Here is a 24,001-nt window from a genome sequence, read left to right as displayed (position 1 = left end):
CTGAATGACACAAGAGAACGAACCATCCAAGTTTAGTAATATGTCCGGAAATAGCCGCCTAGAAGGGCGTCACCCCAGGTCAGGCCCCCCGCCCTCCAGCAGCCGCCCCTCGGACAGCTCCAGCCTGCGCTCCACCCGGATCTCCTCCAGGAACCGCTCGTCGTGGCTGACCACCACGAACGCCCCCTCGTACGCGCCGAGCGCGCTCTCCAGCTGGCCCACGCTGACCAGGTCGAGGTTGTTGGTCGGCTCGTCCAGCAGCAGCAGCTGGGGCGCCGGCTCCGCGCACAACACGCAGGCCAGCGTGGCGCGCAGCCGTTCGCCGCCCGACAGCACCCCTACCCGCAGATGGGCACGCGCGCCCCGGAACAGGAAGCGGGCCAGCAGGTTCATCCGCTCGGCGGCCGGCATCGCGGGGGCGAAGGCGGCCAGGTTCTCGGCGACGGTGAGCTCGTCGTCGAGCAGGTCGAGCCGCTGCGACAGGTAGGCCACCCGGCCGTCGGCCCGTCTGGCGGTGCCGCCGTCGGGCGTCAGCTCGCCGGTGATCAGGCGTAGCAGCGTGGACTTGCCGGCGCCGTTGGGGCCGGTGAGCGCGATGCGCTCGGGCCCGCGGACGACCAGGTCGATGCCGGGCTCGGCGAACAGGCCGCGGGCCATGAGGTGCTCGCCCTGGAAGACCGTGCGCCCGGCGGGCACGTTGGTGCCCGGCAGTTGCAGGGAGATGCGCTGGTCGTCGCGCAGGGCGCGGCCCGCCTCGTCGAGCCGGGCCTTGGCGTCGCTGACGCGGGCGGCGTGCGTCTGGCCCGCCCGGCCGGCCGACTCCTGGGCACCGCGCTTCATGTTCCCGGCGAAGATGCGCGGCAGGCCGGCGTTCTTGAGATTGCGGGCGGCGTTGCCGGCCCTGCGCTCGGCGCGCTCGCGGGCCTGCTGCATCTCCCGCTTCTCGCGCTTGAGCTCCTGCTCGGCCGTGCGCACGTTGCGCTCGGCGGCCTCCTGCTCGGTGCGTACGGCCTCCTCGTAGGCGGTGTAGTCGCCGCCGTAGAAGCGCACCTCGCCCCGTTCGAGCTCGGCGATGCGGTCCATGCGGTCGAGCAGCGCGCGGTCGTGGCTGACCACGAGCAGGCAGCCCTTCCAGTCGCCGAGCACGGCGTGCAGCCGGTGGCGGGCGTCGAGGTCGAGGTTGTTCGTGGGCTCGTCGAGCAGCAGCACGTCGGGCCGTCTGAGCAGCTGCGCGGCCAGGCCGAGCGAGACGATCTGCCCGCCGCTCAGCGTGCGCAGGGTGCGGGCGAAGTCGAGGTGGCCGAGCCCGAGCCGGTCGAGCTGGGCACGGGTGCGCTCCTCGATGTCCCAGTCGTTGCCGATGGTGGTGAAGTGCTCCTCGGCGGTGTCGCCCGCCTCGATGGCGTTGAGCGCGGCGATCACCGGGGCGATGCCCAGGACCTCGGCCACGGTCAGGTCGCCGGCCAGCGGCAGGCTCTGTGGCAGGTAACCGAGCACGCCGTTGACGGACACGCCGCCCGAGCGCGGCCGGTACTCCCCGGCGATCAGCTTGAGCAGCGTGCTCTTTCCGGCGCCGTTGGGGGCGACCAGGCCGGTACGGCCGCCGGGCACGCTGAAGGACAGGTCGCTGAAGACGGGGGTGTCGTCAGGCCAGGAGAAGGACAGGTTGGAGCAGACGATGAACGCGTCGGACATGTGAAGAAGACCTCAACGGAGAACGCGGGCACGCCGAAGCCGCCCGGTGAAGAAGGACAGGGATTCGGGAACGACGAACAGGGCCACACCGGCGGCGCTCAAGCGCTCACGCCGGGGCCGATCAACCTCCGGTATCACCCGGAGATGTCGTCGTCACCTGCCATGTCTGGTCTCCTAGCTGAGAATCACAAGCATTTCACACCATAGCAGCCGTCCACCGTTCTCCGGACGCCTGCCGGCCTCCTGCGCGCCACCGAGGCCGCCCGGCCAGCATGGACCGCCCGGTCCAGTCCGGAGGCTGATCGTGCGTACGCTGACCCGCATGGGAGCCTCCACTACTCCCCGGCGGCCGGGAGGAGCTGCTGCCGGCCGTGGCCCGCCTGGAGGCCGACCGGGTGCTGGCGGACCAGCGTCCCCAGCTCGACGCCCTCACCTCCTGGGACGCCTGGCAGGCCGAGATCGCCGCCGGCGTGCGACAGCGGCACCGGCAGTTCCTGAGCACGGCGGCCAGGCTCGCCGTCGTTCGGGGTCGGCTCGACGGTGCCGGCGCGGCCTTAGTCGCGTCAGTGGGCTCCGGCCGCGCGGAGCAGGGCGGCCACTTCCTTCTGGCCCTTGGACACGGCGTGGGCGAGCGGGGTGACGCCGTCGCGGTCGGCCAGGTCGACGTCGGCGCCCGCGGCGATGAGCAGCCGCACGACCTCCTGGTGGCGCTCGCCGCCGTCGCCCAGGATGACCGCCTCCAGCAGGCCCGTCCAGCCCAGGTCGTTGACGTGGTCGACGTCGATGCCGGTCTTCAGCACCTCACGCACGTACTCGACGTGCCCGCGCTCGCAGGCGGGGATGAGGGAGACGCCTCCGTACCGGTTGCGCCTGGTCAGGTCGGGCCCGGCGGGCAGCAGCGCCCTGAGCATCGCCACGCTGCCGGTGACGCCGGTGACCAGCCAGGGGGTGTCGTTCCTGGCGTCCTGGGCATCGGGGTCGGCGCCCGCCGCGACGAGCACCTTGGCCACCTCGACGTGGTCGGCCGCCGCCGCGAGCAGCAGGGCCGTACGGCGTTGCCCGTCGCGGGCCTCGACGTCGGCCCCGGCGCCGAGCGCGTCCCGGACGGCGGCGGCGTCCCCGCGCGCGGCTCCCGCCAGCAGTTCCTCGTCGGCCATTCCCGCTCCCTTCACCTCGCGCCCGCCGCAGGCCGCGAGCATCAGACCGAGTCCCCAGGTCAGGACGGCTCGGCGGTTCATCCCCTCATCCTTCCGTCCGCCCGCCCCCGGCGGCGCGCCGGGGGGCAGGTCCGGCCGGTCAGCGAAGCTGCCCGGCGACCGCCTTGAGGGCCGCCTGGGCGATGGACTCGTCGATGTCGCCGCTGGGCGCGCCGCCGACGCCGATGCCCGCGACGGGGGCGCCGCCCGAGGCGACCGGCACGCCGCCGCCGAGGAAGAGGGTGCCCGGGATGTCGGCGATGGACGGCCCGCCGCCGTTGATGCCCTTGCCCAGCTCGGACGTCGTCCGGCCGAAGGAGACCGCGGTGAACGCCTTGCGCCGGGCCGACTCCTCGGTCTGCGGGCCCGCGCCGTCGCCCTTCAGCACCAGCCGGGTCGCGCCGGACCGGTCGACGATCACGACGGTGACGCGCTGCTTCTGCTTGACGGCCTCCTTCAGCGCGGCGTCGGCGATCTTCAGCGCGGCGTCGGCGGAGAGCGTGCCGGTCTGCACGACGGGCTCGGCCGCGGCGACGCGGGCGGTGTGGGCGGCGTCGGCGACGGCGGCGGGCGAGGTGGCGGCGACGGCGCCGGCCAGCACGGCCAGCCCCGACAGCGAGCCGGCGACCAGGCGAGTACGGATGTTCATGGTTTCTCCAGTTCGTCAGGGCGAAGTCGGACATCTCTAGGTTTCCGGGCGGACCGCCGCGGGCCATCGGAAGCACGGGCGATCCCCGCGCGCCGAGCGGTCGAGGGCCGGGTCAACCGATCGGTTGATGCGCCGCCGCCCTGGTGGGGGCCACTCTCGGGCAGGGGATAGTGTCGAAGGGCGCGGCGACGGGGAGGGCCATGAGGGAGCGCACCTGGCTCAACTGGGCCATGCACGTCGGCTTCTACCTGCTGCTCGCCGCCTCGGCCCTGCGGCTGGTGTCCCGTCACGGCATGGGTGCCCAGACGGTGACGTCGCTGGCCGTCTGCGGCCTGCTCGCGCTGGCGTACGCGGCCGGGATCGTCTGGTGGAACCGGCTGGGCCGGCAGGGGCGGCTCGTCTGGCTGGGCGGCGTGGCGGCGGTGTGGCTGGCGCTGGTGGTGCTGGCGCCGTCGTTCAGCTGGTGCGCGGTCCCCCTGCTCTTCCTGTGCCTGCGGCTCCTCAACGCGCACGGTTTCGCGGTGGCCGCCGCGGCGCTGACCCTGGTGGTGATCGTGGCCCAGCTGGAGATCGCCCGTGAGCTCGACGTCAGCCTGATCCTCGCGCCGGTCGGCATCGCGGCCATGACGGCGCTGATCTTCGGGGAGCTGCAGCGCGAGAGCGCCGCCCGGCAGCTGCTCATCGACGACCTGATCAGCACCCGCGGCACGCTGGCCGACTCCCGCCACCGCACCGGCGTCCTGGAGGAGCGCGAGCGGCTGGCCAGGGAGATCCACGACACCCTCGCCCAGGGCCTGACCAGCATGGGCATCCTGCTCCAGGCCGCCGACCGCATGTGGGCCACCGACCCCGCCCAGGCCCGTGCCCACGTACGGCGGGCCGCCGCGGCCGCCGCCGACAACCTGGCCGAGGCGCGGCGGTTCGTCCGCGACCTCCAGCCGCCCGGCCTGGTGGACGTCACGCTGCCCGAGGCCCTGGCCCGGCTCTGCGCGGACGCCGGCGAGACCGGGCCGCGGGTGCGCTTCCGGCTGGCGGGCGAGGAGTACCCGCTGGCGCCGGAGGTGCAGGCGGCGCTGCTGCGGGTGGCGCAGGCGGCGCTGGCCAACGTACGCGACCACGCCGCCCCGGCGGCGGACCCGGCGGCCAGGGTGACGGTCACGGTGACGCTGTCCTACCTCGACGGCGAGGTGACGCTCGACGTGTTCGACGACGGCGTCGGCTTCGCCGAGCCGGCCCCCGCTCCCGGCCGCGGCTACGGGTTGCGGGCGATGCGCGACCGGCTGGCGGAGGTGCACGGCGTCCTGGTCGTCGAGAGCGCGCCCGGCGAGGGCACGGCGGTCGCGGCCCGGGTGCCCGCCGCGTGGCCGCCGCGGGTCCTGGACGGCGGTGCGGCATGAGGTTGTTCCTGGTCGACGACCACCCGGTGGTCCGGGCGGGGCTGGTGGCGCTGCTCGGCGGCGAGCCCGACATGGAGATCGTCGGCGAGGCGGCCGACGGGGCCGAGGCGCTGCGCGGCATCGCCGCTCGCTCCCCCGACGTCGTCCTCATGGATTTGCAGCTCGGCGAGGGCGTCGACGGCGTGGAGGTCACCCGGCGGGTGTGCGAGCTGCCCGCGCCGCCGCAGGTGCTGGTGCTGACGACGTACGAGAGCGACGCCGACATCATGCGGGCCGTCGACGCGGGGGCCATCGGCTACCTGCTCAAGGCGTGCCCGCCGGAGGAGCTGTTCCAGGGCATCCGGGCCGCGGCCAGGGGCGAGAGCGTGTTGTCGGCCAAGGTGGCGACCCGGATGATGCGGCGCATGCGCGAGCCTGGCCCGGCGCTGAGCGCCCGCGAGGTCGAGCTGCTGGAGCTGCTGGCCAGCGGGGCGAGCAACCGGGAGATCGCCCGCCGGCTCTACATCACCGAGGCCACCGTCAAGACCCACCTGGTGCACATCTACGACAAGCTCGGCGTGGACACGCGCACGGCCGCGGTCACGGCCGCGGTCGAGCGACGCCTCATCCGGCTCCCCTGACCACCCCGGGACAGGGGGCCGCGTGTCAGCGGACGGCGGCGGGGGAGCTCGCGCCGGGGATCAGCCGGCGGGGCGGGCCGCCGCCGACGTCGGCCGCCCACACGTCGCCGTCCTTGGCGTACATGACCGTGCGGTCGTCCAGCCAGGCGGCCTGGTCGTCGATGCTGGCCCGCTCCCCCAGCGGGCTCTCCCGCATCGTGGCAAGGTCCAGCAGGTGCAGCCGCCACGGGCCCGGCGAGACGCGCTTCTTGAACACCAGCCGGGTGCCGTCCGGCGACAGGGACGGGCACTCGGCGTTCTCCCGGAGCACGCGCGCCCGCCAGGCCCCGAAGTCGCCCTCCACCAGGTACGTCCTGCCCTTGGTCGAGACGGTCGCGTAGAAGCGGTTGTCGTCGGCGGCGAACGTGACCCCCCAGTAGTTGACGTCGGCCGAGTGGTAGCGGCGGCCGTCGAGGGAGAGCGGGATGTCCTCCATGTTGGTGATGAGGTAGCCGGTCCGGGTGTCGAGGATGCCGGTCCAGGTGGAGAAGCCGCCGGTGCTGTAGGAGTCGCCGGTGACGAACACCGTCCAGGAGGCCATCCGGCCGCTGGCCGACACGCGGGCCCGGCTCGGCACGCCGGCCAGGTTGATCCGGCGGGTCTCCTTCAGCGACCGGTCCAGGACGAGCGCCTCGGTCTTCGGCAGCGGGCCGGGCCGGGTGACCAGGCAGAGCGTGGTGCCGTTCGCCGTGTAGAAGCGGTCGCAGGCCCGGGAGCTGACGCGCGGCGGCGCGCCGGGGTCGGCGAGCGGCACGGAGGCGACGCGTCCGCCGCTGCGCACCAGCACCCGGCCCGGCTCGCCGGTGTCGAAGCCCGCGACGGCGGGCCCGGCCTGGCGCGAGGACGCCGCCCAGGTGGCGTACGCGGTCGCGCCGCCCGCCAGCAGGACCACCGCGGCGAGGAGTACGAGCACCCGTCTCATGACGACCTCCTTGTCATCGCAGCGCCCGCCAGGCGATCGCGGACGCCGTCACCAGCCCGGCGGCCATCACCGCCAGCGCCGGGCCCTCCCCCGTCCCCGCCCACAGCAGGCCGAACAGGATGGACGACACCATCCGGGCCGTGGCCTGCCCGGTCTGCAGCAGCGCCAGCCCGCCGGTCCGCGCGCTCTCGGGCAGCATCGGCCCGGTCAGGGCCATCAGCACCCCGTCGGTGGCGGCGTAGAACAGGCCGTGCAGCAGCAGCGCGGGCAGCAGCCAGGCCGGGCCCATCAGCACCAGGTAGACCGCGAGCAGCGCCACGTGCCCGGCGACGAACACCACCGCGCGCCCGAACCGGTCCGCCAGCCTGCCGAGCGGCACCGCGAGCAGCAGGTACGCGCCCGCCGTGCCGAGCGGCAGCAGCGGGAACAGCTCGGGCGCGATCGCCAGCCGCCGCTGCAGCACCAGGTAGACGAACGAGTCGCTGACCGTGACCAGGCCGAGCGCCACCGCCACCAGGCAGGCCCGGCGGAACCCGGGCTCCCGCGTGACCGCCGCCCGCAGCCGGACGCGGACGGTCAGCGGGCCGCGCCGGTCCCGGACGTACAGGGCCAGCAGCAGCACGGCCAGCGCGGCCACGCAGAAGCTGGTCACGAACACCGCGTCGTAGGCGCCGGCCGTCGCCGTCAGCACGGCGAAGGCGGCCAGCGGCCCGAGGAAGGCGCCCACTGTGTCCATCGCCCGGTGCACCCCGAACGCGCCGCCCAGTCGTTCGGGCGGGGCGCTCAGCGTGATGAGGGCGTCCCGGGGCGCGGTGCGCAGGCCCTTGCCGGTGCGGTCGGCGGCCAGCACCAGGCCGAGCGCGACGGCCGACCCGCCGGCCGCGAGCAGGCCCAGCTTGCACACGGCCGAGAGCCCGTACCCGAGCCCGGCGACCAGCTTGCGGCGGCTCCACCGGTCGGCGGCGTGCCCGCCGGCCAGCCTGACCAGCGCGGTGACGCCGAAGTACAGGCCGTCCAGCAGCCCGAACTGCACCAGGCTGAGCCCGAGCGTGCCCACCAGGTACAGCGGCAGCACCGCGGTGACCATCTCCGACGAGACGTCCGTGACCAGGCTGACCAGGCCGAGCGCCACCACGTTGGCGGGCACCGCCCTGGTCAGCCGGGTACCGAGAAGCGAGATGTACATCTAGTGGCAGGAGTAGGTCGGGCTGCTGTCCTTGACCGAGCCGTCGGTCCCGATCAGCTGCCAGCCGAACGTGCTGCCGGTGAAGGTCAGCTTCAGCACCCCGAACGTGCCGCTCAGCCGCTTCTGGCTGTTCGGCTGCACGTTCTCGATCTGGTACGGCGACGCGCCGCCCATCCCGCCGAGCACCTCGACGATGCCCTTCGCGGTGTCGGCCTGGGCGCTGGGGTTCTGCGGCCCGAACCGCTCGTAGTGGTGGTCGTGCCCGTTGAGCACGAATTCGGCGCCGGCCGCGTACAGGGCCTGCCACACGGGCTTGGAGACGGGGTCGTTGCCGTGCTCGCCGGAGCTGAACAGCGGGTGGTGCCAGTACGCGGCCACGCACGGCTTGGTGGTCGCGGCGAGGTCGTTCTTGAGCCAGGTGATCTGGGCGGACTGGTCGAAGTGGTTGGAGTCGAGCGCGACGAAGTGCCAGTTGCCCCGGTCGTAGCTGTAGTAGCTCTTGCCCTGCGGGAAGGCGATGGCGCCGAAGTACGACTTGTACCCGGCCTCCGACCCGGCCGGGTCGTAGGTCTCGTGGTTGCCGGGGACCGGGTGGGTCTTGGCCTTGAACCTGCCCCACGTCTTGTCGTAGTAGTTGCGGAAGTCCGACAGCAGGGCGTCGTCGTACTGGTTGTCGCCCATGGTGATGACGAACTCGGGGTTCATCGACTCGACCAGGGCGGCCGTCTTCGGGTGCACGCAGGAGGAGGAGCTGGCGGTGCACTGCTCGGCGATGTCACCGGCGGCGGCCACCACGAACGTGTCGCCCGGCGGGTCGGTGGGCTGGGTGCCGCCGCCGTAGACCTGCATCTCCCACAGCGAGTAGCCGTATTCGGTGCCGCGCACGGTCCCGTACATGCGGACGTAGCGGCCGGTGGCGGTCACGGTGAGGTCGTCCACGTCGCCGTCGCCGGTGGTGGTGGAGTAGACGTCGGTCCAGGTGCTCCCGTCGGCGGAGGTCTGGATCTTGTACGACTTGCCGTAGGCGTCCTCCCAGGTCAGCTTGACCCGGCTGATCTGCTGGGACGCGCCGAGGTCGACCCGCAGCCATTCGGGGTCGTGGCCTTCGGCCGAGGCCCACCGGGTGCCGGTGAGGTCGCCGTCGAAGGCCTTGGCGGCGGCGTAGGAGGTGGCTTCCTTGGAGGAGGAGGTGGCGGGTTTGCCCTGTGACAGCAGCGTCTCGGCGGTGACGGCCGAGGCGTTGGCGGCCACGAGCAGGCCGGCCAGCAGGCCGATCACGGCCATGACGGCCAGGCGGACTCTGGACATGGCGATTCTCCTGGGGGTGAGAGATCGGAGCACGGTCCCGTGGGCGGCCGGGGCAGGAGTCTTTCGCTGAGCGCGTCACATCCTGGGGAAGGAAGCCGCGCCGAGCCGCTTACCGGGATCGTGGCGTAGTGCGTTGAGGACTGTCAATGAAGTTAGGAAGGTTTCTTAACCCTGTTGCGCGGGGTTCACCCGGGCGGCGCGCGGCACGGCGAGGGCGCCGCCCGCAAGGCCGGGCGGCTGGTCCCGAGCGGGCCGTCAGCCCGGGGTCACCGGGACGTTCGTCAGCCCGCGGGTGGCGCCGGTGACGGTGTTGGAGGAGCGGACGACGTTGGGGTCGGCCGCGCACTTCGACGTCGAGGTGATCTTGATGGCGTACGCGCCGACGCCGCCGAGATCGGACCTGTTGCCGCGCCAGACGTTCCCGCAGCCGTTGAGGAAGGACGGCGTCGTGGTCGGATTGTGCGTCTCGTAGCCGTTGGCGAGGGTGCCGGGCGGGGCGAACGTGCCGGTGTTGTTCTCGATCGTGTAGCCGGAGCCCTTGACGTCCACCCAGGAGTCGGCGGAGTTCTGGCCGCTGACGCCGGTGCCGTCGAAGGTGTTGCCGCTGATCAGGCCGCCGCTGGTGCCCTCCTTGACGTCGATGTGCTCGGCGGCGACGTACGGGCCGATCGTGTTCCCGGTGACCTGGACGCGGTCCGAGCGGTCCGCGCCGCCGGTGTTTCCGTGGCAGCCCCAGTTGGAGCCGGCCGAGCCGAGGTAGACGCCCTCGCCGTAACCGGGCTGAACGAGGCCGGTGTGGGTGATGCGGGAGTCGCGCAGCACGCCGTCGGACGAGCTGCGCCGGAAATGCACGCCCTCGTCCTCGACGTGGTGCACGTACACGCCGTCGATCACCACGTGGGGGGAGGCGTCCAGGACGAGGCCCTTCTTGGCGTCCTTGACGGTGAACCCGGCGAGCCGCCAGTACGGCGCTCCGTACAGCCACAGCCCGTAGCCGGAGTCCCAGCCGCCACCGGGCACGGGGCAGGACGGCGCGGTGCCGGAGGGACCGTCGTTGACCAGGACGGCGTCCGCCGGCCCGGTCAGCGTGATCGGGGCGGCGGACGTTCCGGGGCGCCGGGCGACGAAGGCGCCATGGTACTCGCCGGGAGCGAGCCTGATGGTCTGCCCGGGAACCGCCGCGGCCAGCGCGCCGGTGAGCTGGGCCGCGGTGGACACCTCGACCACCTCGGCCCCTTCGACCACCTCGGCACCGGTCGCTGCGGCGGGCACGGCCGCCCCGGCGGACGGCATCTCCGTGGCCGACATCTCCGTGGCCGGCGTCGCGGCGGCCGGGGTGGCGAGCAGGAGTGGCAGCAGGCCGGTCAGCAGGGCCCGTCTCATGGGGTTCCTCCCTTCGGGGGCCGTGCCCGCGGACGCCGTCCGCGGGCACGGCTCTGATTCCGCCGCCGGTCAGGGCACCCAGTGGTTGCCGGTCACCGTGATCATGACCTGGAGCTGGATGCTGGACGAGTAGTAGCTGCTCGCGTCGATCGGGGTGCCGAGCATCTTGTTCCACAGCGCGTCGAGCCAGGCCTGGCTGCCGGAGTCCGTCATCGCCGCCACCGCGAACGGGGCGAAGAAGGCGGCCTCGCTGCCGCTGGAGATCTGCGTGCCGTTCAGCTTGTAACCGATGGCGATCTTGCCGGGGTCGCCGCCGGTCTTGCTCTTGATCCAGGAGTTGAGCTTCCTGGCCGAGGCGAGCGACTTGGCGTCGCCGCTGGTCACGGCGTCGTCGGCGATGCGCCACGGGGTGCGGCAGGCGTTCCACCAGTACTGGCCGTCGTTCGGGTCCTCCAGCACCTGGCCGGGGGCCGGCTTGGCGGTGGAGTTGGTGTTGACCACGAAGTCCGGCAGCAGGCCGGTGGCGGAGGCGTAGTTGGCCTGGAGGGTGGTGATCAGGTTCTGGTGGGCGGTCCTGATCGTGTCCCAGGCGCTGTTGCCGGTCGCCTTCCTGAAGGCCCTGAAGTGGTCGACCATCCAGTCGGAGGTGCGGGTGATGTAGTAGTACTGGTCGCCCGAGCTGCTCCAGTCGCCCAGCTTGAGCAGGTTCGTGGACGGGTTGATCTCGTCCTTCTTGATGGCGTTGATGTGCTTGATCGCCAGGTCGAGGTAGTTGTACGTGCCCGAGCTGCCCCACTGCCGGTGGGCCGGGAGCAGGCCGTAGGCGACGTCCATGTCGCCGTCGGTGGCGCCGTCGCTGCCGTCGACGCTCTTGCAGGCGGTGTCCTGCTCGGCGGCCAGCAGGTCGGGGTTGACCGACGACGGGTGGGCGATCATCCACTTGACCATGCCGTCGAAGATCTTCTTGGCGTCGGGGTCGGCCCCGGCCATGGTCGCGACGACCACCATGCCGTAGCCCTGGGCCTCGGCCACGTACGGGTGGTCGGCGTCCGGGGAGATGACCTCGTACCAGCCGTTCCCGCAGTTCTGCCGGACGAAGGCGGCCTTCCACCGCTTGTAGTAGTCGACCACCCGCGCGTCCAGCGTGGCCTGGTCGCCGGAGGGACGCAGCATGCCCGCCGCGTACGGGATGGTGTGGCTGCCGAAGGGCACCGCGGGACCGCCCCCGCCGCCCGGCTGGGTGGTCGCCGTGACGGCGCCGCCGGCCGCCGACTGGTTGCCCGCCGCGTCGCGCGCCTTGACCGTGTAGCTGTAGGCGGTGGCGGGGGTCAGGCCGGTGTCGGTGTACGTGGTGCCCGTCACGGTGGCCACCAGGGTCGAGCCCCGGTGGACGAGGTAGCCGGTGACGCCCACGTTGTCGGTGGCGGCGTCCCAGGCCAGGGAGACGCTGGTGGAGGTGGTGCCGGTCGCGCGCAGGTTGCCCGGGACGGAGGGCGGGGTGGTGTCGGTTCCGCCGCCGCCGCCGCTGCCGTAGACCTCCAGCTCGTAGAGCGAGTAGCCGTACGTGGTGCCGCGGGCGGTGCCGTACATGCGCACGTACCGGCCGCTGCCGCTGACCGTCAGGTCGTCGGTCGCGCCGTTGCCGGAGGTGGTGGAGTAGACGTCGGTCCAGGTGGCGCCGTCCGGAGAGGTCTGGATCTTGTACGACTTGCCGTAGGCCGCCTCCCAGGTCAGCTTCACCCTGGAGACGTTGTACGTGTCGCCGAGGTCGACCCTGATCCATTCGGGGTCGTGGCCCTCGACGCTGGCCCAGCGGGTGGAGGCGTTGCCGTCCACCGCCTTGGCCGCCTCGAAGCCACTGCCCTCGACCGACGACGAGGTGACCGGTTTGCCGCCTGACAGGAGCGTGTCGGCGCTGGAACCGGCCGCGGCGGTGGCGGGCGGCGCCAGGGTCGCGGCCGCCATCAGGGCCGCGACCAGGGCCGTGACGAGCAGCGACGACCGCCGGGGGCGCCGCTCAGAACGTCTGATCATGCGTTGATCCTTCGGATAGGGGGTGCCATAGGGCCATCCGCAGGTGGACCGTGATCGGTGAAGAGCGTTAGGAAACTTTCCTAACCCTCATAGCGGACGGTAAACAAGAACACCCCCATCCGCAACCCTTCCCCTCAAACCAACCCCACCGTTCACCTCCCCGACACGAACACACCACCCAAAAACCAGACAAACCCCACGCTGGACGGACCACCTCTTCAGGTGACGACGGAGACCGCCAGGCGTCCGGCCGGCCCGGCCGCCGTTGCGCGCACCCTCCGGGTGACGGCGGAGAAGGGCCGCCCCGTTGATATCGGTGTGGCTGCGCCCTTCCGCCGGCCTTCGGCGATGCTCCGCCGGGCCGCCCGCCTCCAGGCATCGCTTCCGTCACACGTCCACGACGCCGACCCCTGATGCCCGTCGCCGGCGTCGGCCTCTACGCCGGGCGGCCGGCGACCCGGCCGCACAAGGGGCGGCTGCGCGGTGGCGGTGGCTGGGCACGACCCGCCCGGTGCCGCCCGGACGGCGCATGCGTCCGGGCGGCGGGTCGGGTCAGAGGCGCTCGAGGAGCTTGCGGAGCTGGGCCACCTCGGCCTGCTGCGTGCTCTCGATGGCCTTGGCCAGCTCCTTGGCCTGCGGGTTCACCCCGCTCGCCTGCTCGGTGCGGGCCATCTCGATCGCTCCCTCGTGATGGGCGATCATCTGCTCGGCGAACAGCCGGTCGAAGGCGGCCCCCTTGGCCCCTTCGAGCTTCTTCATGTCCTCGGCGGACATGATCCCGGGCATGTCATGCCCCATGCCCCCGGACGGCACGGGCTTGCCCCACTCGGTCAGCCAGCCCTTCATGGTCTGGATCTCCGGGTCCTGGGCCGCCTTGATGTCGGCCGCGAGCTTCTTGATCTCGGAGTCCTTCGCCCGCTGCGGAGCGAGGTCGGCCATCTCGACCGCCTGCTGGTGGTGCGGGATCATCATCTGGGCGAACATGACGTCCGCGTCGTTGAACGACTGCTGCGACGACGGCGCACCGGCGGTGGCGCTTTCGGTGGCGCTTTCGGTGGCGCTTTCGGTGGCGCTTTCGGTGGCGCTTTCGGTGGCGCTTTCGGTGGCGCTTTCGGTGGCGCTTTCGGTGGCGCTTTCGGTGGCGCTTTCGGTGGCGCCGGCGGTCGTGGCCTCGGGCGCGGCCGTGGAGGCGGTGTCGTTCGCGCCGCACGCGGTGAGCAGGACGAGCGCGGCCGCTGCGGCCGCGAGGCCGATCTTACGGTTGATGGACATGCTGATGTGCTCTCTCGTTCGCTGGAACTGCGGGTAGGCCGATGCGCGCGGATCGCCGTCGAGGGCGTCCGCGCGAACAGGCCGGCCTATATGCGCAGGATCGAGAGACGAGCCAGCCGCAGGGACGTGGGCCGCGGCGGTGGCCGCGCGACGGGCCGGAAGGCCGGCCCCGGGTCGGCGCCGCCGACGGCCCGCCGCCGCACCCCGACCCAGAGGGCCAGCAGCACCACGACGAGCAGCGAGGTCAGGACGGCCAGGCACACCCCGGCCGGATCGAGCCCCGGCATCTCGTGGCCGGGAGCGAGCCCCGCCAGGGCGGCGGCGGGGGCGACGGGGAGCTCGTGGGCGACCGCCGGGCCGTGCCGGGCGTTCGCCATGTCGTGCCGGGCGTTCACATGGCCGAGCGTGTGCATCCCGCACACGCCGAGGGTGAGGACGACGAGCAGGAGTGCACGCGCACCCCGCCGCAGGTTCCCCACCGGCCCTCCCCCGTCGCTCCGGCTCTTACGAACGTGCAGGATACGGGAGCCGTCCACCTCCGGCAACCTGAACCCGGTACGGGTATGTGAGACCTGAGTCACCATAAGGGGATGCCGTTCCCTGCATTTCCGGCTTAACCAGAATCTCGCCCTCGGGGCAAGCAAACGCTCCGGGCAGCCGGGCTTCAGTGCGTCAAAAGAACTGGCCGAGGCGGAACGGACGTACCACGAGCGGGACCTCGGACCGGCTGATGACCTTGACCTTCCTGAGGCCGGTCAGCCAGTCGGCCGTCACCTTGACGCATTTCAGGAGCACCTCGTGCTCCCCCGGCGGCGCGTACCGGGAGATGACGACGCCCTTCTTGCCGAACCCCATCCCACCCAGCCCGATCCCCACCTCGCGGAACATCCGCCACGACCCCTTGACGGGGAACGCCGTGGACCCGACGACGGCGTGGTTGGCCTGGGTGGGGCAGTGGATGAGCAGCCGGATGGCGTCGTTCTGGTGCGGCGCCGCCGGCGAGACCCGGAAGGACGTGAGCTTCTTCCAGGACGTGTCCCCGCCCGGCGCGGAGTCCGCCGCGGCGAGGGTGGCGGGTCCCGCGGCGACGACCGCGACGGCGACCGCCGCCGCCCATGTGATCGACCGCATCTTTCCCCTCACGCTGAGTGACCAGATGCTTCCCATTCTGGCCACTTCGCCCCAGCAAGGGAGGACGCCACGCCGGGCAGGCCGACGACGTGATCCCGATGGCGTACAAAGGAGGCGTGAACCGGCCGGAGGCACGTCTGATCGCCACGTTCGTCGTCATGGGGCTCGCGTTGAGCGGGACGTTCACCGCCCTGCTGCTGGAGGGGGCCGGCGACCGGGCCGCCCCTCCCCCTCGGAAGCCGCTCCCGGCGACGGCGACGGCCGCGCCCTCCCCCACCTACATCGGCTCCATGCCCGAGCTGTGGGGCATGGAGCTGGACGCGGCGAACGGGCAGCTCGCCGCGCTGGGGATCACCGCGCGGGTGCAGCGGACCAACCCCGACGGCGGTCCCGAGACGGGGGAATGGGTGGTGACCGCCCGGGCGCCGGCGCCCGGCGCGCTGCTCATGATCACCATGCCCGTGTTCCTGATCGTCGAGCCGCGCGACTGAGGCCCGGCCCCCGCCCCCGAACCGGTGGCCCGGGGGCGGTGCGGGGTCAGGAGTCCTGGTGCAGGCGGGCGATGCCGCGTTCGATGGCCTCGATGATCCGCGGACGCAGCTCGGCGGCGCTGATGATCGCGTCGACCGAGCCGACCTCGACCGCGCGCTGGATGTTGTGCACCCGGTCGAACTCCGCGGCCACCTCGCCGAGCTTCTCCGCCCGTACGGCCGGCTGGACCTCGGCCAGGCGGGCGTTGAGCGCGGCCCGCTCGGCGCCGCTGGCCGCCGCGACCTGCCGCTGCAGCTCGCTCACGCGCGGGTCGGTGGCGGTGCGGTTGTTCACCTCGCCGGAGAAGACCACCGCCGCGGCCGGGGCGCCGCCGAGCACCGAGGCGAACGAGCCCTCCAGCGCCAGCACGGTCATGTTCGGGTTGAGCGCCTTGGAGAACACCACGAACGCGCCGCCGTGGTAGCGGGAGATGACGCAGAACACGATCGGCCCGTCGAAGTTGACGATCGCCCGGCCGATCTCCGCGCCGTACTCCAGCTGGAGCTTGCGCATCGACTCGGGCGAGCCGTCGAAGCCGGACAGGTTCGCCAGCACCACCAGCGGCCGGTTGCCGGAGGCCGCGTTGATCGCCCGCGCGGTCTTCTTCGACGAGCGCGGGAACAACGTGCCGGCCGTGTACGAGTCGGGCCCGTCGGCGGGCGGGAAGCCGCGCCGCGGCACCGGCCGTGACTCGATGCCGATCAGGCAGACCGGCCGGCCGCCGATGTGCACGTCCTGGACGGCCGAGGTGTCGGCGTCGGCCATGCCCGCCCAGCGTTCCAGCACCGGGTGGTCCTGGTCGGACAGGGCGCGCATCACGGTGCGGATGTCGAAGGGCTTCTTGCGGTCGGGGTTGTGCTCGGCGGAGAAGATCTGGCCGACGGTGGAGAAGTCGCTGCCCGCCACGGTGTGCGGGTAGTCGCGGACGTCCCGGTCGGCCGGGTCGGCGGTGGGGGCCCGCCGGGGGCCGCGCTCGCCGGGCACGACGTAGGTGTGGTCGTAGTGGGCCATCAGCACGTCGCGGGCGGCCGGCAGGTTGGGCGCCCAGTACTGGGCCTGGCCGTTGGGCCCCATGACGCGGTCGTAGCCGCCGATGCCGAAGTTGTCCTCGGCCGACACGCCGCCGGAGAAGTCGAGCGACTGCTTGCCGGTGAGCACCATCGCCGAGTCGGGGGTCATCACCAGGATGCCCTTGGTGTGCATGAGCATCGTCGCCTCGGCGTTCCAGTACGGCTGCGCTCCCACGGTGATCCCCGCGACCACGATGTTGATCTCGCCGCCGGCCTGGGTGAAGGTGACGATGCGCTTGAGCGCCGCCGCCACCCAGTCCATGTTCTCGGTGCCGGAGGTCATCGAGATCCGGGCGCCGGCCGACAGCGCGAACCACTCCAGGGGCACGCGCATGCGCTCGGCCAGATCGAGCGCGGCGATCACCCGCGAGCACTCCGGCTCCGACAGCGCGCCCAGCGCCTTGGTCGGGTCGCCGAGCAGCACCACCCGGGTGACGCCTTCGGGGTGGCGCGCGGTCGGCGTGGTGACCACGCCCGCCACGATCGCCGCGGAGTTGTTGCCCTTGGGCCGGTCGACCGGGACGAGCACGCCGTCGGCGTCGAGGTCGTGCTCGACGAAGCGGCCCTGGGGGCCGGTGAGCAGGCCGGTCAGCTCGTAGGGGTAGGCGTTGCCGCGCCGGGCGGCGCGCAGCACCTTCTGGCGGTAGTCGTCCAGCGGCTGGACCGGCTCGTCGGACGGCTTGCCGACGTGCAGGCTGGCGCCGTGGCCGGGGCCGAGGGTGATGCGCACGGCGACCTCGCTCAGCTCGCCCGAGGGGGTGCGCTGGCGGGCCACGAACTGGACCTCCTCCAGCCCGGCGCCCGCCGTGGTCGGCAGGATGCGCTGGACCAGCATGTTGAGCTCGTCGGTGGTCAGCTCGGTCGAGGGCCAGACGTACATCATGATGCGGTTGGTGTCGAACCGCTTGTTCTGGGGGCGCTGGGCCTGGATGTTGCGGATCGCGTCGAGGCCGGCGTTGAGTGCGTCCTCGACGGCGGGCAGCGCGACCAGGCGGCCGTCGGCCTCGCGCAGCGGCGTCAGGTCGCGGACCTGGCCCATGGCGATGAGCCGCTCGTCGGCCGGGTTGCTCTTGGCGACGGCCTTGAACAGGTAGAGCTCCTCGTCGACCGACGGCAGCCGGGTGAGGTCGAACTCCTGGAGCCGGTGCAGTTGCAGGCGCTGGGCGATCTGCGGGTGCAGGCCGCGGATCAGGCGGTCTTCGGCGAAGCCCGCGCCGTCGGGGCGGAAGGTGAAGTGGTGGTGCATGACCGCGCCGCTGGTGCCCACGACGGTGGTGGTGATCCGCCGGATGCCCGCGGTCTGCGGGCGCTCGGCCAGGACCTGCCCGAGGCGTACGGCCATCTCCTCGGCGTCGGGCTGGTCGTCCCAGGTGAGGTAGAGGTCGGCGACGAGCCCGCGCCCGCCCACCCCGTCGGCCAGCGCGCCGACGGCGTCGATGGCATCGGGCAGGGCGGCGATGTCGACGGCGGTGGTGACCAGGCGGGTCACGCCGCGCGGGCCGGTGTGCTCGGCGGTGACGAACCGGCAGCCCGCGCTGTCGCGGGTGGCGACCTGCGACAGCCCGCGGTTGCCGTAGTAGCGGCGGGTCAGGACCTCCAGCAGCGGCGCGAGGTCGCGTTCCGGCCGGCCGATGCGCTGGCCGAGCAGCCGGACGAGCGGCTCGGAGCTGGCCACCATGGCCTGGATGCGCTCGGCGCGGTCGGGCGCGTTCGGGTCACGGTCGAGGTGGCGCAGCTCGTCGCGGACGGCGGCATAGACCTTGGCGCGGTTGCGGCGCAGCAGCGGCTGGGCGAACCAGCGGAACACGACGCCGCGGGCCAGGTCGGCGACCACGGGGAAGCGCACCTGCGTGGCCTCGACCAGGTGCTCCAGGGCGAGCCCGGCCCGCTCGCCGAGCGGCTCGCGCGGCGGCGCGCCGGCCAGCCAGGTGCGCAGCAGCTCCGACACGACGGCGAGGCCGGCGGTCATCCGCTGCTGGGCCAGGAAGATCCGGAAGACCGCGGCCTCCAGCTCCGGGGTGCGGTCGAGCTCCTCGACGCCGTAGTGCCTGAGCATGCGCCGCAGCTTGGCCTGGAACGCCTCGGGCAGGCCGGCGCGCTCGACGTCGAGGCTCTGCAGATAGCTGTGGAAGTACTCGCGCGGGCTGTGCACCGGGCTGCCCGGCTCGACGTCGAGCTCGCCGCCCGGCTTGTTGCGGCTCAGCTCGGACAGGTCGGCGAAGACGGTGAGCAGGTCGAGCTCGCCCTCGATCACGCGGTCGTCGAGCTCGGCCCGCGCGGCCAGGTAGCCCGACAACATGCGGGCGCGCTCGTGGCGGTCGGCGTCGAAGCCGAGCAGCAGCTCGCGCAGGTCCTGGAGGCCGCGCTCGGCCTGCTGGGCGGCGGAGGCCCGCGGCGGGGCGGCGGGCAGGTCGATCGCGGGGGCGCCCGTCGCGGCGGCGGCCTGCTCGGCCTCGGCGCCGGCGAGGGGCTCCAGGCGCATCAGCGGCGCGCCGGCCTCGACCTGGCTGCCGACCGAGACGCCGCACTCGCGGACGCGGGCGCGGAACGGCGCGCGCAGCACCGTCTCCATCTTCATGCTCTCCAGCACCAGGATCGGCGCGCCCGCCTCGACCTCGTCGCCGGCCGACAGGGGCGTCGCCACCACCAGCGCGGGCGCGGGCGAGCGGACGACGCCGCCCTCGTCGCGGCTGATGCGGTGGGTGACGCCGTCGACCTCGACCAGGTGGATCGGGCCGTGGGTGGCCGACATCAGGCGGAAGCGGCGGCCGTTGACGGTGATGCGGCCGCTGTGCTCGTCGAAGCGGTCGATCTCGACGTCGAGCGGGTGGGAGAGGTCGCCGTCGGAGATGCCGACGCGGAAGCGCCGCTGCCCGGCCCTGGCCACCGTGAGCCGGTAGCCGGCGCCGCGGAGCTTGAGGGTCAGCGGGCGGCCGGTCTCGTGCTGCACCTGCGGGCGCCCGCCGTGGGCGGTGGCCAGCAGCCGGTTGCGGCTGACCTCCTCCTCGTCCTGGTACGCCTCGATCGCGGCGGCGGCCGGGGCGACCGCGGAGTGGCGGTGGCTGACCAGGCGGCCCTCGGCGCGTACGCGGTCGATCCAGCCGGTGTCGGCGACGGCGTCGACGACCTCGGGCTGGTCGAGCAGGTCGAGCACGAAGCTCTTGTTGGTGGCGCCGCCCTCGATGATGACGGTGGTGGCGGCCATCGCGCGGCGCAGGCGGGCCAGGGCCTGCTCGCGGTCGCGGCCGTAGGCGATGATCTTGGCGATCATCGAGTCGAAGTCGGCGGGGATGGTGTCGCCCTCGCTGACGCCGGTGTCGACGCGGATGCCGGGCCCGGCGGGCAGCACCAGGCGGGCGATGCGGCCCGGCGCGGGGGCGAAGTCGCGGTCGGGGTCCTCGGCGTTGAGCCGGGCCTCCACGGCGTGGCCGCTCTCGCGCGGCTGGGGGCCGTCCAGGCGCCCGCCGGCCGCGACGTGCAGCTGCAGCCGGACCAGGTCGGTGCCGGTGGTCAGCTCGGTGATCGGGTGCTCGACCTGGAGCCGGGTGTTGACCTCCAGGAAGGCGAACATCTTGTCGCCCGGGTGGTAGAGGAACTCGACGGTGCAGGCGCCGCGGTAGCCGACGGCCACGGCGAGCCGCGCGGCCGACGCCTTCAGCTCGTCGGCCTGGTCGCCGGTCAGCACCGGGGAGGCGGACTCCTCGATGATCTTCTGGTTGCGCCGCTGCACCGAGCAGTCACGCACGCCCAGCGCCCACGCGGTGCCCTGGCCGTCGGCGATGACCTGCACCTCGACGTGGCGGGCGCCGGTGACCAGGCGCTCCAGGAAGACCACGCCCGAGCCGAACGCCCGCTCGGCCTCCTGGCTGGTGCGCTCGTAGGCGTCGGCCAGCTCGTCGGCCGAGGCGACCATGCGGATGCCGCGCCCGCCGCCGCCCGCGGTCGCCTTGAGCATCAGGGGATAGCCGATCTCGTCGCCGGCGCGCAGGGCGTCGGCGAGCGTGGCCACCTCGCCGCGGCTCCACGGCGCGACGGGGACGCCGACCTCCTCGGCGATGAGCTTGGCGCCGATCTTGTCGCCGAGCCGGCGCATCGCCTCCGCGCTCGGCCCGACGAAGGTGACGCCGATCTTCTCGCACAGCTCGGCGAAGGACGGGTCCTCGGCGACGAACCCCCAGCCGACCCACGCGGCGTCGGCCCCGGTCTCGGTCAGCGCCCGCTCCAGCACGGCGTGGTCGAGGTACGGGCGCGCGGAGGCGGGCCCCAGCGGGTAGGCGACGTCCGCCTCCCGGACGAAGGTCGCGTCGCGATCGGCGTCGGTGTAGAGCGCGATCGTCTCGATCCGCTTGCCGGTCTCCGCCGAAAGATCCCGGACGGCGTGGATGAGCCGCATCGCGGCCTCTCCGCGGTTGACGATGGCGACACGATTGAACACCGGTTGAGCCTCCCACGTACCCCGTACAAGTAGGCGAAGTCCGGGGTGGTCCCCGGAGCCTCGCCTGTCACTGTCTCTACCGTGCTCGATGACCACCGCGTGCACCAATGTCCGCATAGTGCACGCCGGGGCTCCTGCTTTGTGTGGATCCCACAAAAACAGGCCCCGCCACAGGGTTCGAGCGCCGGTTCCCGTGGCAGCCTGCCACAAGCCGTCACGGTACCGACGACTGTACCGGCGACCCGGGTCACGCCTGCGCAGCCCTCGCCCTCCGAGCCGCTCCCCCAGGACGGAACGTCCATGAATGTGGCAGAGTGCGGGCAACTACAAGATCGAAAGGTGTGTGCCTTGGCTGTCCCCCTCGCCGCCTCCCTCGCCGCCTTGACGCTGGCCTCCTCGCTCACCTCGCCGTTCGCGGCCCAGGCCGCCGCCCTGCATGCCACACTGCCCGCCTGCCCGCAGATCTTCGGGCACGGCGGCTACCCGACCGGCGCCAACGCCTGGGAGCGGGACCAGGTGCGCCAGCCCAACAACCCCACCGCCGTACGGCGTTACAAGGGCTGGGGCGCCTCCGGCGTCGAGGCCGACCTCCAGCTCACCAAGGACGGCACCAAGGCCGTCATGTGGCACAACACCTCGACCTGGGGCCTGTCGGGCACGAAGAAGAACATCACCGAGATCTGGTGGGCGGCGGGCGACACCGCGCTCAAGGGCCGGACCATCGTGCGCGGCCTGTTCAAGGGCGAGACGGTCTACACCTTCCGCGAGTGGCTGGCCGCGATGAGGTCGGCCGGCATGATCGGGCTGGTCGAGATCAAGCCCGAGGCCCGCCAGTCGCTGCTCAGCTCGAACGCCACCATCAAGGCGCAGGCGTGGAACGAGGTGCTCGGGCCGGTCAAGGAGAACCACCGGTCGCAGGAGATCATCCTGTACTCCCACGACAGCGCGATCGCCGCCGAGCTCAGGAGCCGCGTGACCGCCGCGGGCCTGAGCCAGGTGCTGACCGGCGGCCCGATCTGGCCGGAGGTGACCAAGTGGGAGGAGCCGCCGCCCTCCTGGACCCTGAACGAGAACGCGTGGAAGTCGGCGCTCGCCAGCGGGGCCAAGCGGGTGGCCACCGACTACACGCCGGAGTTCAGCGCGTGGCTGAAGGGCAAGTGCCAGTGACCGCGTCCTGAGGACGCGGCGAGGGCCGGGCGGTCCGTGGCGCCCGGCCCGTGAGGCGGGTCAGTCCGTGGTGAGGGCGTCGAGCAGGTCGCCCACCTTGGCGTCGGGCACGGACCTGGCCACCTCGGCGAGCGCGACGATCCCGACGAGCCGGTGCCCGTCGATGACCGGCAGGCGCCGCACGCGGTGGCCGGCCATCGTCCGCAGGATCTCGCGGGCGTCGTCGTCGGCGCCGATGGTGACGGCCTCGCCCTGGGCCAGCTCGCCCGCCCGGCACTGAGCCGGGTCCTTGCCCGCGGCCAGCACCTTCACCACGATGTCGCGGTCGGTGAGCATGCCCTTGAGCCGGTCGTCGGAGCCGCAGATGGGCAGCGACCCGACGTCCATGCGGGCCATCTTCTCGGCGGCCACCAGCACGGACTCCTCGGCGCTCACGCACTCCGCGTGCGGGGTCATGATCTCTCGTGCGGTCGGCACGATGGTCCTCCTCGTCTCGGGGTCCCGCCCGACTGCCCGCCGCCCGGCGCCTGAAACTGTGTTCTCGGCGGCGGTCCCTAGCGTGGCGGGGCGTCCGGCCCGGGGGCGGGCAGCGGGAGGCGCAGGACGAAGCAGGGGCCCTCCGGGGTGTCCTCGATCTCCAGGTCGCCCTGGTGGGCGCGGGCTATGGCGCGGGAGATGGCCAGGCCGAGCCCGCTGCCCTCGGGGTCGCGCCGGCGTCCCTCCGACAGGCGGACGAAGGGGTCGAACACCCGCTCGCGGTCGTCGGGCGCGACGCCCGCGCCGTCGTCGCGGACCGAGACCACCGCCTGGCCGTCGCGGCGCTCCAGCCGGACCTCGACCACCGTACGGGTGTGCCGCTGGGCGTTGACCAGCAGGTTCGTCAGCACCTCGCCGAGCTGGACGCGGTTGCCGAGCACCTGGAGCTCCTCCTCGACGTGCACGCGGATCAGCAGCCCCGCCCGCCGGCTCGCGACCTCCTCCCGGACCAGCTCGCCGAGCCGCACCGGCTCCCGGTCGTGCGGCGAGGCCGTGCGGACGCGGGCCAGCAGCAACATCTCCTCGATGATCGCCTGGAACCGGTCGGCGGTGGACAGCGCGTCGCTGAGGGCGGCGCGGGCGTCCACGTCGGGGTAGGTCAGCGCCTCCTCCAGCCGGGCGCGCAGGCCGGTCAGCGGGGTGCGCAGCTCGTGGGAGACCATGGAGGAGAAGTTGCGCTGCTGCTCGACCGCCTCCTCCAGGCGGGCCAGCGTCCTGTTGGCGGTGCGCGCGAGCTCGGCGACCGCGTCGCCGCCGGGCGGCTCGGGCACCCGCTTGCTCAGGTCGGTGACGGTGATCTCGGCCATCCTGGCCCGCATCGCCTCGACCGGCCGCAGCGTGCGCCCGATCAGGAACGCCGCGATCCAGGTCAGCAACGCGCTGACGGCCAGGCCCCCGGCGACGATGATCATCTCCAGGCGGTGGGTGGACAGCAGCCGCGGCTCCACCCGGGCGGCGTAGACGACGTGGGGCGCGCCACGCCACAGGAACTGCTCCTCCTGCGGCGAGGGCCGGGTGGCGGTGAACATCAGGCACTCGTCCTCCCGGCAGGCCACGCCGTGCCGGATGCGGTCGTCGGAGGGCGGCCAGAGCGTGCTGATGGGCGGCCTGCCCAGCGCGGCGCGGCTGGCGGCGACCACGCGGCCGCGGGCGTCCACGAGCTGGATGAGGTCGACGTAGGACGTGGTGACCGGGGGCGGGAAGGTGGTGCCCATCGAGCCGATCCACTCGGTGGTGGCCCGCTGGGTGTCGGCGAAGACGTCCTGCCGCACCCTGTCGCGGATCAGCAGGTCGAGGGCGACGCCGATCGCCGTGCAGACGATGAGCGACAACACGGCGGTCGCCAGGATGAGACGCGCCTGGACCGAGAGCCGAAGCGGCCGCAGGGCCCCCACCCCCTCACCGGTCTCGCCCGGGTCCTGCCGCCCAC

Annotated in this window: 19 protein-coding genes; 4 read left to right on the top strand and 15 right to left on the bottom strand. The window is 72.8% G+C overall.

Features of this window, described 5'->3' with window-relative positions; all coding sequences use genetic code 11:
* Positions 1–69: 69 nt before the first annotated feature.
* The 4 genes from ACNF49_RS26550 to ACNF49_RS26535 form a co-directional block, all read right to left on the bottom strand.
* Entirely contained in the window at positions 70–1,695 is a 1,626-nt protein-coding gene (locus ACNF49_RS26550) for an ABC-F family ATP-binding cassette domain-containing protein (protein WP_482945379.1), read from the bottom strand.
* Between the two features lie 335 nt (positions 1,696–2,030).
* Positions 2,031–2,180 carry a hypothetical protein gene (locus tag ACNF49_RS26545; RefSeq protein ID WP_482945378.1) on the bottom strand — a complete coding sequence of 50 codons (150 nt, stop codon included), beginning with the start codon at positions 2,178–2,180 and terminating at the stop codon, positions 2,031–2,033.
* Between the two features lie 78 nt (positions 2,181–2,258).
* The gene (locus ACNF49_RS26540; RefSeq protein WP_482945377.1) at positions 2,259–2,933 is read right to left on the bottom strand and encodes an ankyrin repeat domain-containing protein; all 675 of its coding nucleotides are present in this window, start codon (positions 2,931–2,933) and stop codon (positions 2,259–2,261) included.
* Between the two features lie 58 nt (positions 2,934–2,991).
* On the bottom strand, positions 2,992–3,540 hold the full coding sequence (locus tag ACNF49_RS26535; RefSeq protein ID WP_482945376.1) for a GlcG/HbpS family heme-binding protein: 549 nt from the start codon (positions 3,538–3,540) through the stop codon (positions 2,992–2,994).
* Between the two features lie 200 nt (positions 3,541–3,740).
* Between ACNF49_RS26535 and ACNF49_RS26530 the strand changes: the two genes are divergently transcribed.
* Together ACNF49_RS26530 and ACNF49_RS26525 are read left to right on the top strand one after the other, a co-directional pair.
* Positions 3,741–4,937 carry a sensor histidine kinase gene (locus ACNF49_RS26530; RefSeq protein WP_482945375.1) on the top strand — a complete coding sequence of 399 codons (1,197 nt, stop codon included), beginning with the start codon at positions 3,741–3,743 and terminating at the stop codon, positions 4,935–4,937.
* Positions 4,934–5,557 (top strand): response regulator, encoded by a 624-nt coding sequence (locus ACNF49_RS26525; RefSeq protein WP_482945374.1) that lies wholly within the window; start codon positions 4,934–4,936, stop codon positions 5,555–5,557. Before ACNF49_RS26530 ends, ACNF49_RS26525 begins: the two co-directional genes overlap by 4 nt.
* 25 nt (positions 5,558–5,582) lie before the next feature.
* On the opposite strand, the gene ACNF49_RS26520 is transcribed toward ACNF49_RS26525, so the two are convergent.
* From ACNF49_RS26520 to ACNF49_RS26485, 8 genes are all read right to left on the bottom strand, one after another.
* Positions 5,583–6,518, bottom strand: a complete 936-nt coding sequence (locus tag ACNF49_RS26520; RefSeq protein WP_357981288.1) for a TolB family protein — start codon at positions 6,516–6,518, stop codon at positions 5,583–5,585.
* A 13-nt stretch (positions 6,519–6,531) separates the two neighbouring features.
* On the bottom strand, positions 6,532–7,704 hold the full coding sequence (locus ACNF49_RS26515; protein ID WP_357981291.1) for an MFS transporter: 1,173 nt from the start codon (positions 7,702–7,704) through the stop codon (positions 6,532–6,534).
* The gene (locus ACNF49_RS26510; protein ID WP_482945373.1) at positions 7,705–9,012 is read right to left on the bottom strand and encodes a discoidin domain-containing protein; all 1,308 of its coding nucleotides are present in this window, start codon (positions 9,010–9,012) and stop codon (positions 7,705–7,707) included.
* A gap of 255 nt (positions 9,013–9,267) precedes the next feature.
* Complete coding sequence (locus ACNF49_RS26505; protein WP_482945372.1) at positions 9,268–10,395, bottom strand: right-handed parallel beta-helix repeat-containing protein; 1,128 nt, start codon at positions 10,393–10,395, stop codon at positions 9,268–9,270.
* Between the two features lie 69 nt (positions 10,396–10,464).
* A complete protein-coding gene (locus tag ACNF49_RS26500; protein WP_482945371.1) occupies positions 10,465–12,429 on the bottom strand; it encodes a glycosyl hydrolase family 8 in 1,965 nt (654 codons plus the stop codon).
* A gap of 552 nt (positions 12,430–12,981) precedes the next feature.
* Positions 12,982–13,701, bottom strand: a complete 720-nt coding sequence (locus tag ACNF49_RS26495; RefSeq protein ID WP_482945370.1) for a DUF305 domain-containing protein — start codon at positions 13,699–13,701, stop codon at positions 12,982–12,984.
* 86 nt (positions 13,702–13,787) lie between these two features.
* Complete coding sequence (locus tag ACNF49_RS26490; RefSeq protein ID WP_482945369.1) at positions 13,788–14,180, bottom strand: DUF6153 family protein; 393 nt, start codon at positions 14,178–14,180, stop codon at positions 13,788–13,790.
* A gap of 193 nt (positions 14,181–14,373) precedes the next feature.
* Positions 14,374–14,832: a hypothetical protein gene (locus tag ACNF49_RS26485; protein ID WP_357988995.1), complete on the bottom strand. Its 459-nt coding sequence runs from the start codon at positions 14,830–14,832 to the stop codon at positions 14,374–14,376.
* A gap of 116 nt (positions 14,833–14,948) precedes the next feature.
* On the opposite strand from ACNF49_RS26485, the gene ACNF49_RS26480 reads away from it, so the two are divergent.
* A complete protein-coding gene (locus ACNF49_RS26480) occupies positions 14,949–15,323 on the top strand; it encodes a PASTA domain-containing protein (RefSeq protein WP_482945368.1) in 375 nt (124 codons plus the stop codon).
* Positions 15,324–15,369: 46 nt separating this feature from the next.
* Here ACNF49_RS26480 and ACNF49_RS26475 read toward each other — a convergent pair whose 3' ends face one another.
* On the bottom strand, positions 15,370–20,868 hold the full coding sequence (locus ACNF49_RS26475) for an ATP-binding protein (protein ID WP_482945367.1): 5,499 nt from the start codon (positions 20,866–20,868) through the stop codon (positions 15,370–15,372).
* Positions 20,869–21,216: 348 nt separating this feature from the next.
* Here ACNF49_RS26475 and ACNF49_RS26470 point away from each other — a divergent pair, with 348 nt between their 5' ends.
* On the top strand, positions 21,217–22,035 hold the full coding sequence (locus ACNF49_RS26470) for a glycerophosphodiester phosphodiesterase family protein (RefSeq protein WP_482945366.1): 819 nt from the start codon (positions 21,217–21,219) through the stop codon (positions 22,033–22,035).
* A 60-nt stretch (positions 22,036–22,095) separates the two neighbouring features.
* Here the strand turns inward: ACNF49_RS26470 and ACNF49_RS26465 are convergent, their stop codons facing one another.
* The gene (locus ACNF49_RS26465; protein ID WP_357982139.1) at positions 22,096–22,512 is read right to left on the bottom strand and encodes a CBS domain-containing protein; all 417 of its coding nucleotides are present in this window, start codon (positions 22,510–22,512) and stop codon (positions 22,096–22,098) included.
* 77 nt (positions 22,513–22,589) lie between these two features.
* Positions 22,590–23,906, bottom strand: a complete 1,317-nt coding sequence (locus tag ACNF49_RS26460; RefSeq protein ID WP_357982142.1) for a sensor histidine kinase — start codon at positions 23,904–23,906, stop codon at positions 22,590–22,592.
* Between the last annotated feature and the right edge of the window lie 95 nt (positions 23,907–24,001).

Source organism: Actinomadura sp. ATCC 39365 (assembly GCF_054392275.1).
This window is presented reverse-complemented; position numbering and strand designations above follow the sequence as displayed.

Excerpts from the sequence above, each read along its gene's own strand:
- ACNF49_RS26550 (WP_482945379.1), bottom strand. The coding sequence starts at position 1,695 with ATGTCCGACGCGTTCATCGTCTGCTCCAACCTGTCCTTCTCCTGGCCT.
- ACNF49_RS26540 (WP_482945377.1), bottom strand. The coding sequence starts at position 2,933 with ATGAACCGCCGAGCCGTCCTGACCTGGGGACTCGGTCTGATGCTCGCG.
- ACNF49_RS26535 (WP_482945376.1), bottom strand. The coding sequence starts at position 3,540 with ATGAACATCCGTACTCGCCTGGTCGCCGGCTCGCTGTCGGGGCTGGCC.
- ACNF49_RS26530 (WP_482945375.1), top strand. The coding sequence starts at position 3,741 with ATGAGGGAGCGCACCTGGCTCAACTGGGCCATGCACGTCGGCTTCTAC.
- ACNF49_RS26525 (WP_482945374.1), top strand. The coding sequence starts at position 4,934 with ATGAGGTTGTTCCTGGTCGACGACCACCCGGTGGTCCGGGCGGGGCTG.
- ACNF49_RS26520 (WP_357981288.1), bottom strand. The coding sequence starts at position 6,518 with ATGAGACGGGTGCTCGTACTCCTCGCCGCGGTGGTCCTGCTGGCGGGC.
- ACNF49_RS26515 (WP_357981291.1), bottom strand. The coding sequence starts at position 7,704 with ATGTACATCTCGCTTCTCGGTACCCGGCTGACCAGGGCGGTGCCCGCC.
- ACNF49_RS26510 (WP_482945373.1), bottom strand. The coding sequence starts at position 9,012 with ATGTCCAGAGTCCGCCTGGCCGTCATGGCCGTGATCGGCCTGCTGGCC.
- ACNF49_RS26505 (WP_482945372.1), bottom strand. The coding sequence starts at position 10,395 with ATGAGACGGGCCCTGCTGACCGGCCTGCTGCCACTCCTGCTCGCCACC.
- ACNF49_RS26500 (WP_482945371.1), bottom strand. The coding sequence starts at position 12,429 with ATGATCAGACGTTCTGAGCGGCGCCCCCGGCGGTCGTCGCTGCTCGTC.
- ACNF49_RS26495 (WP_482945370.1), bottom strand. The coding sequence starts at position 13,701 with ATGTCCATCAACCGTAAGATCGGCCTCGCGGCCGCAGCGGCCGCGCTC.
- ACNF49_RS26485 (WP_357988995.1), bottom strand. The coding sequence starts at position 14,832 with ATGCGGTCGATCACATGGGCGGCGGCGGTCGCCGTCGCGGTCGTCGCC.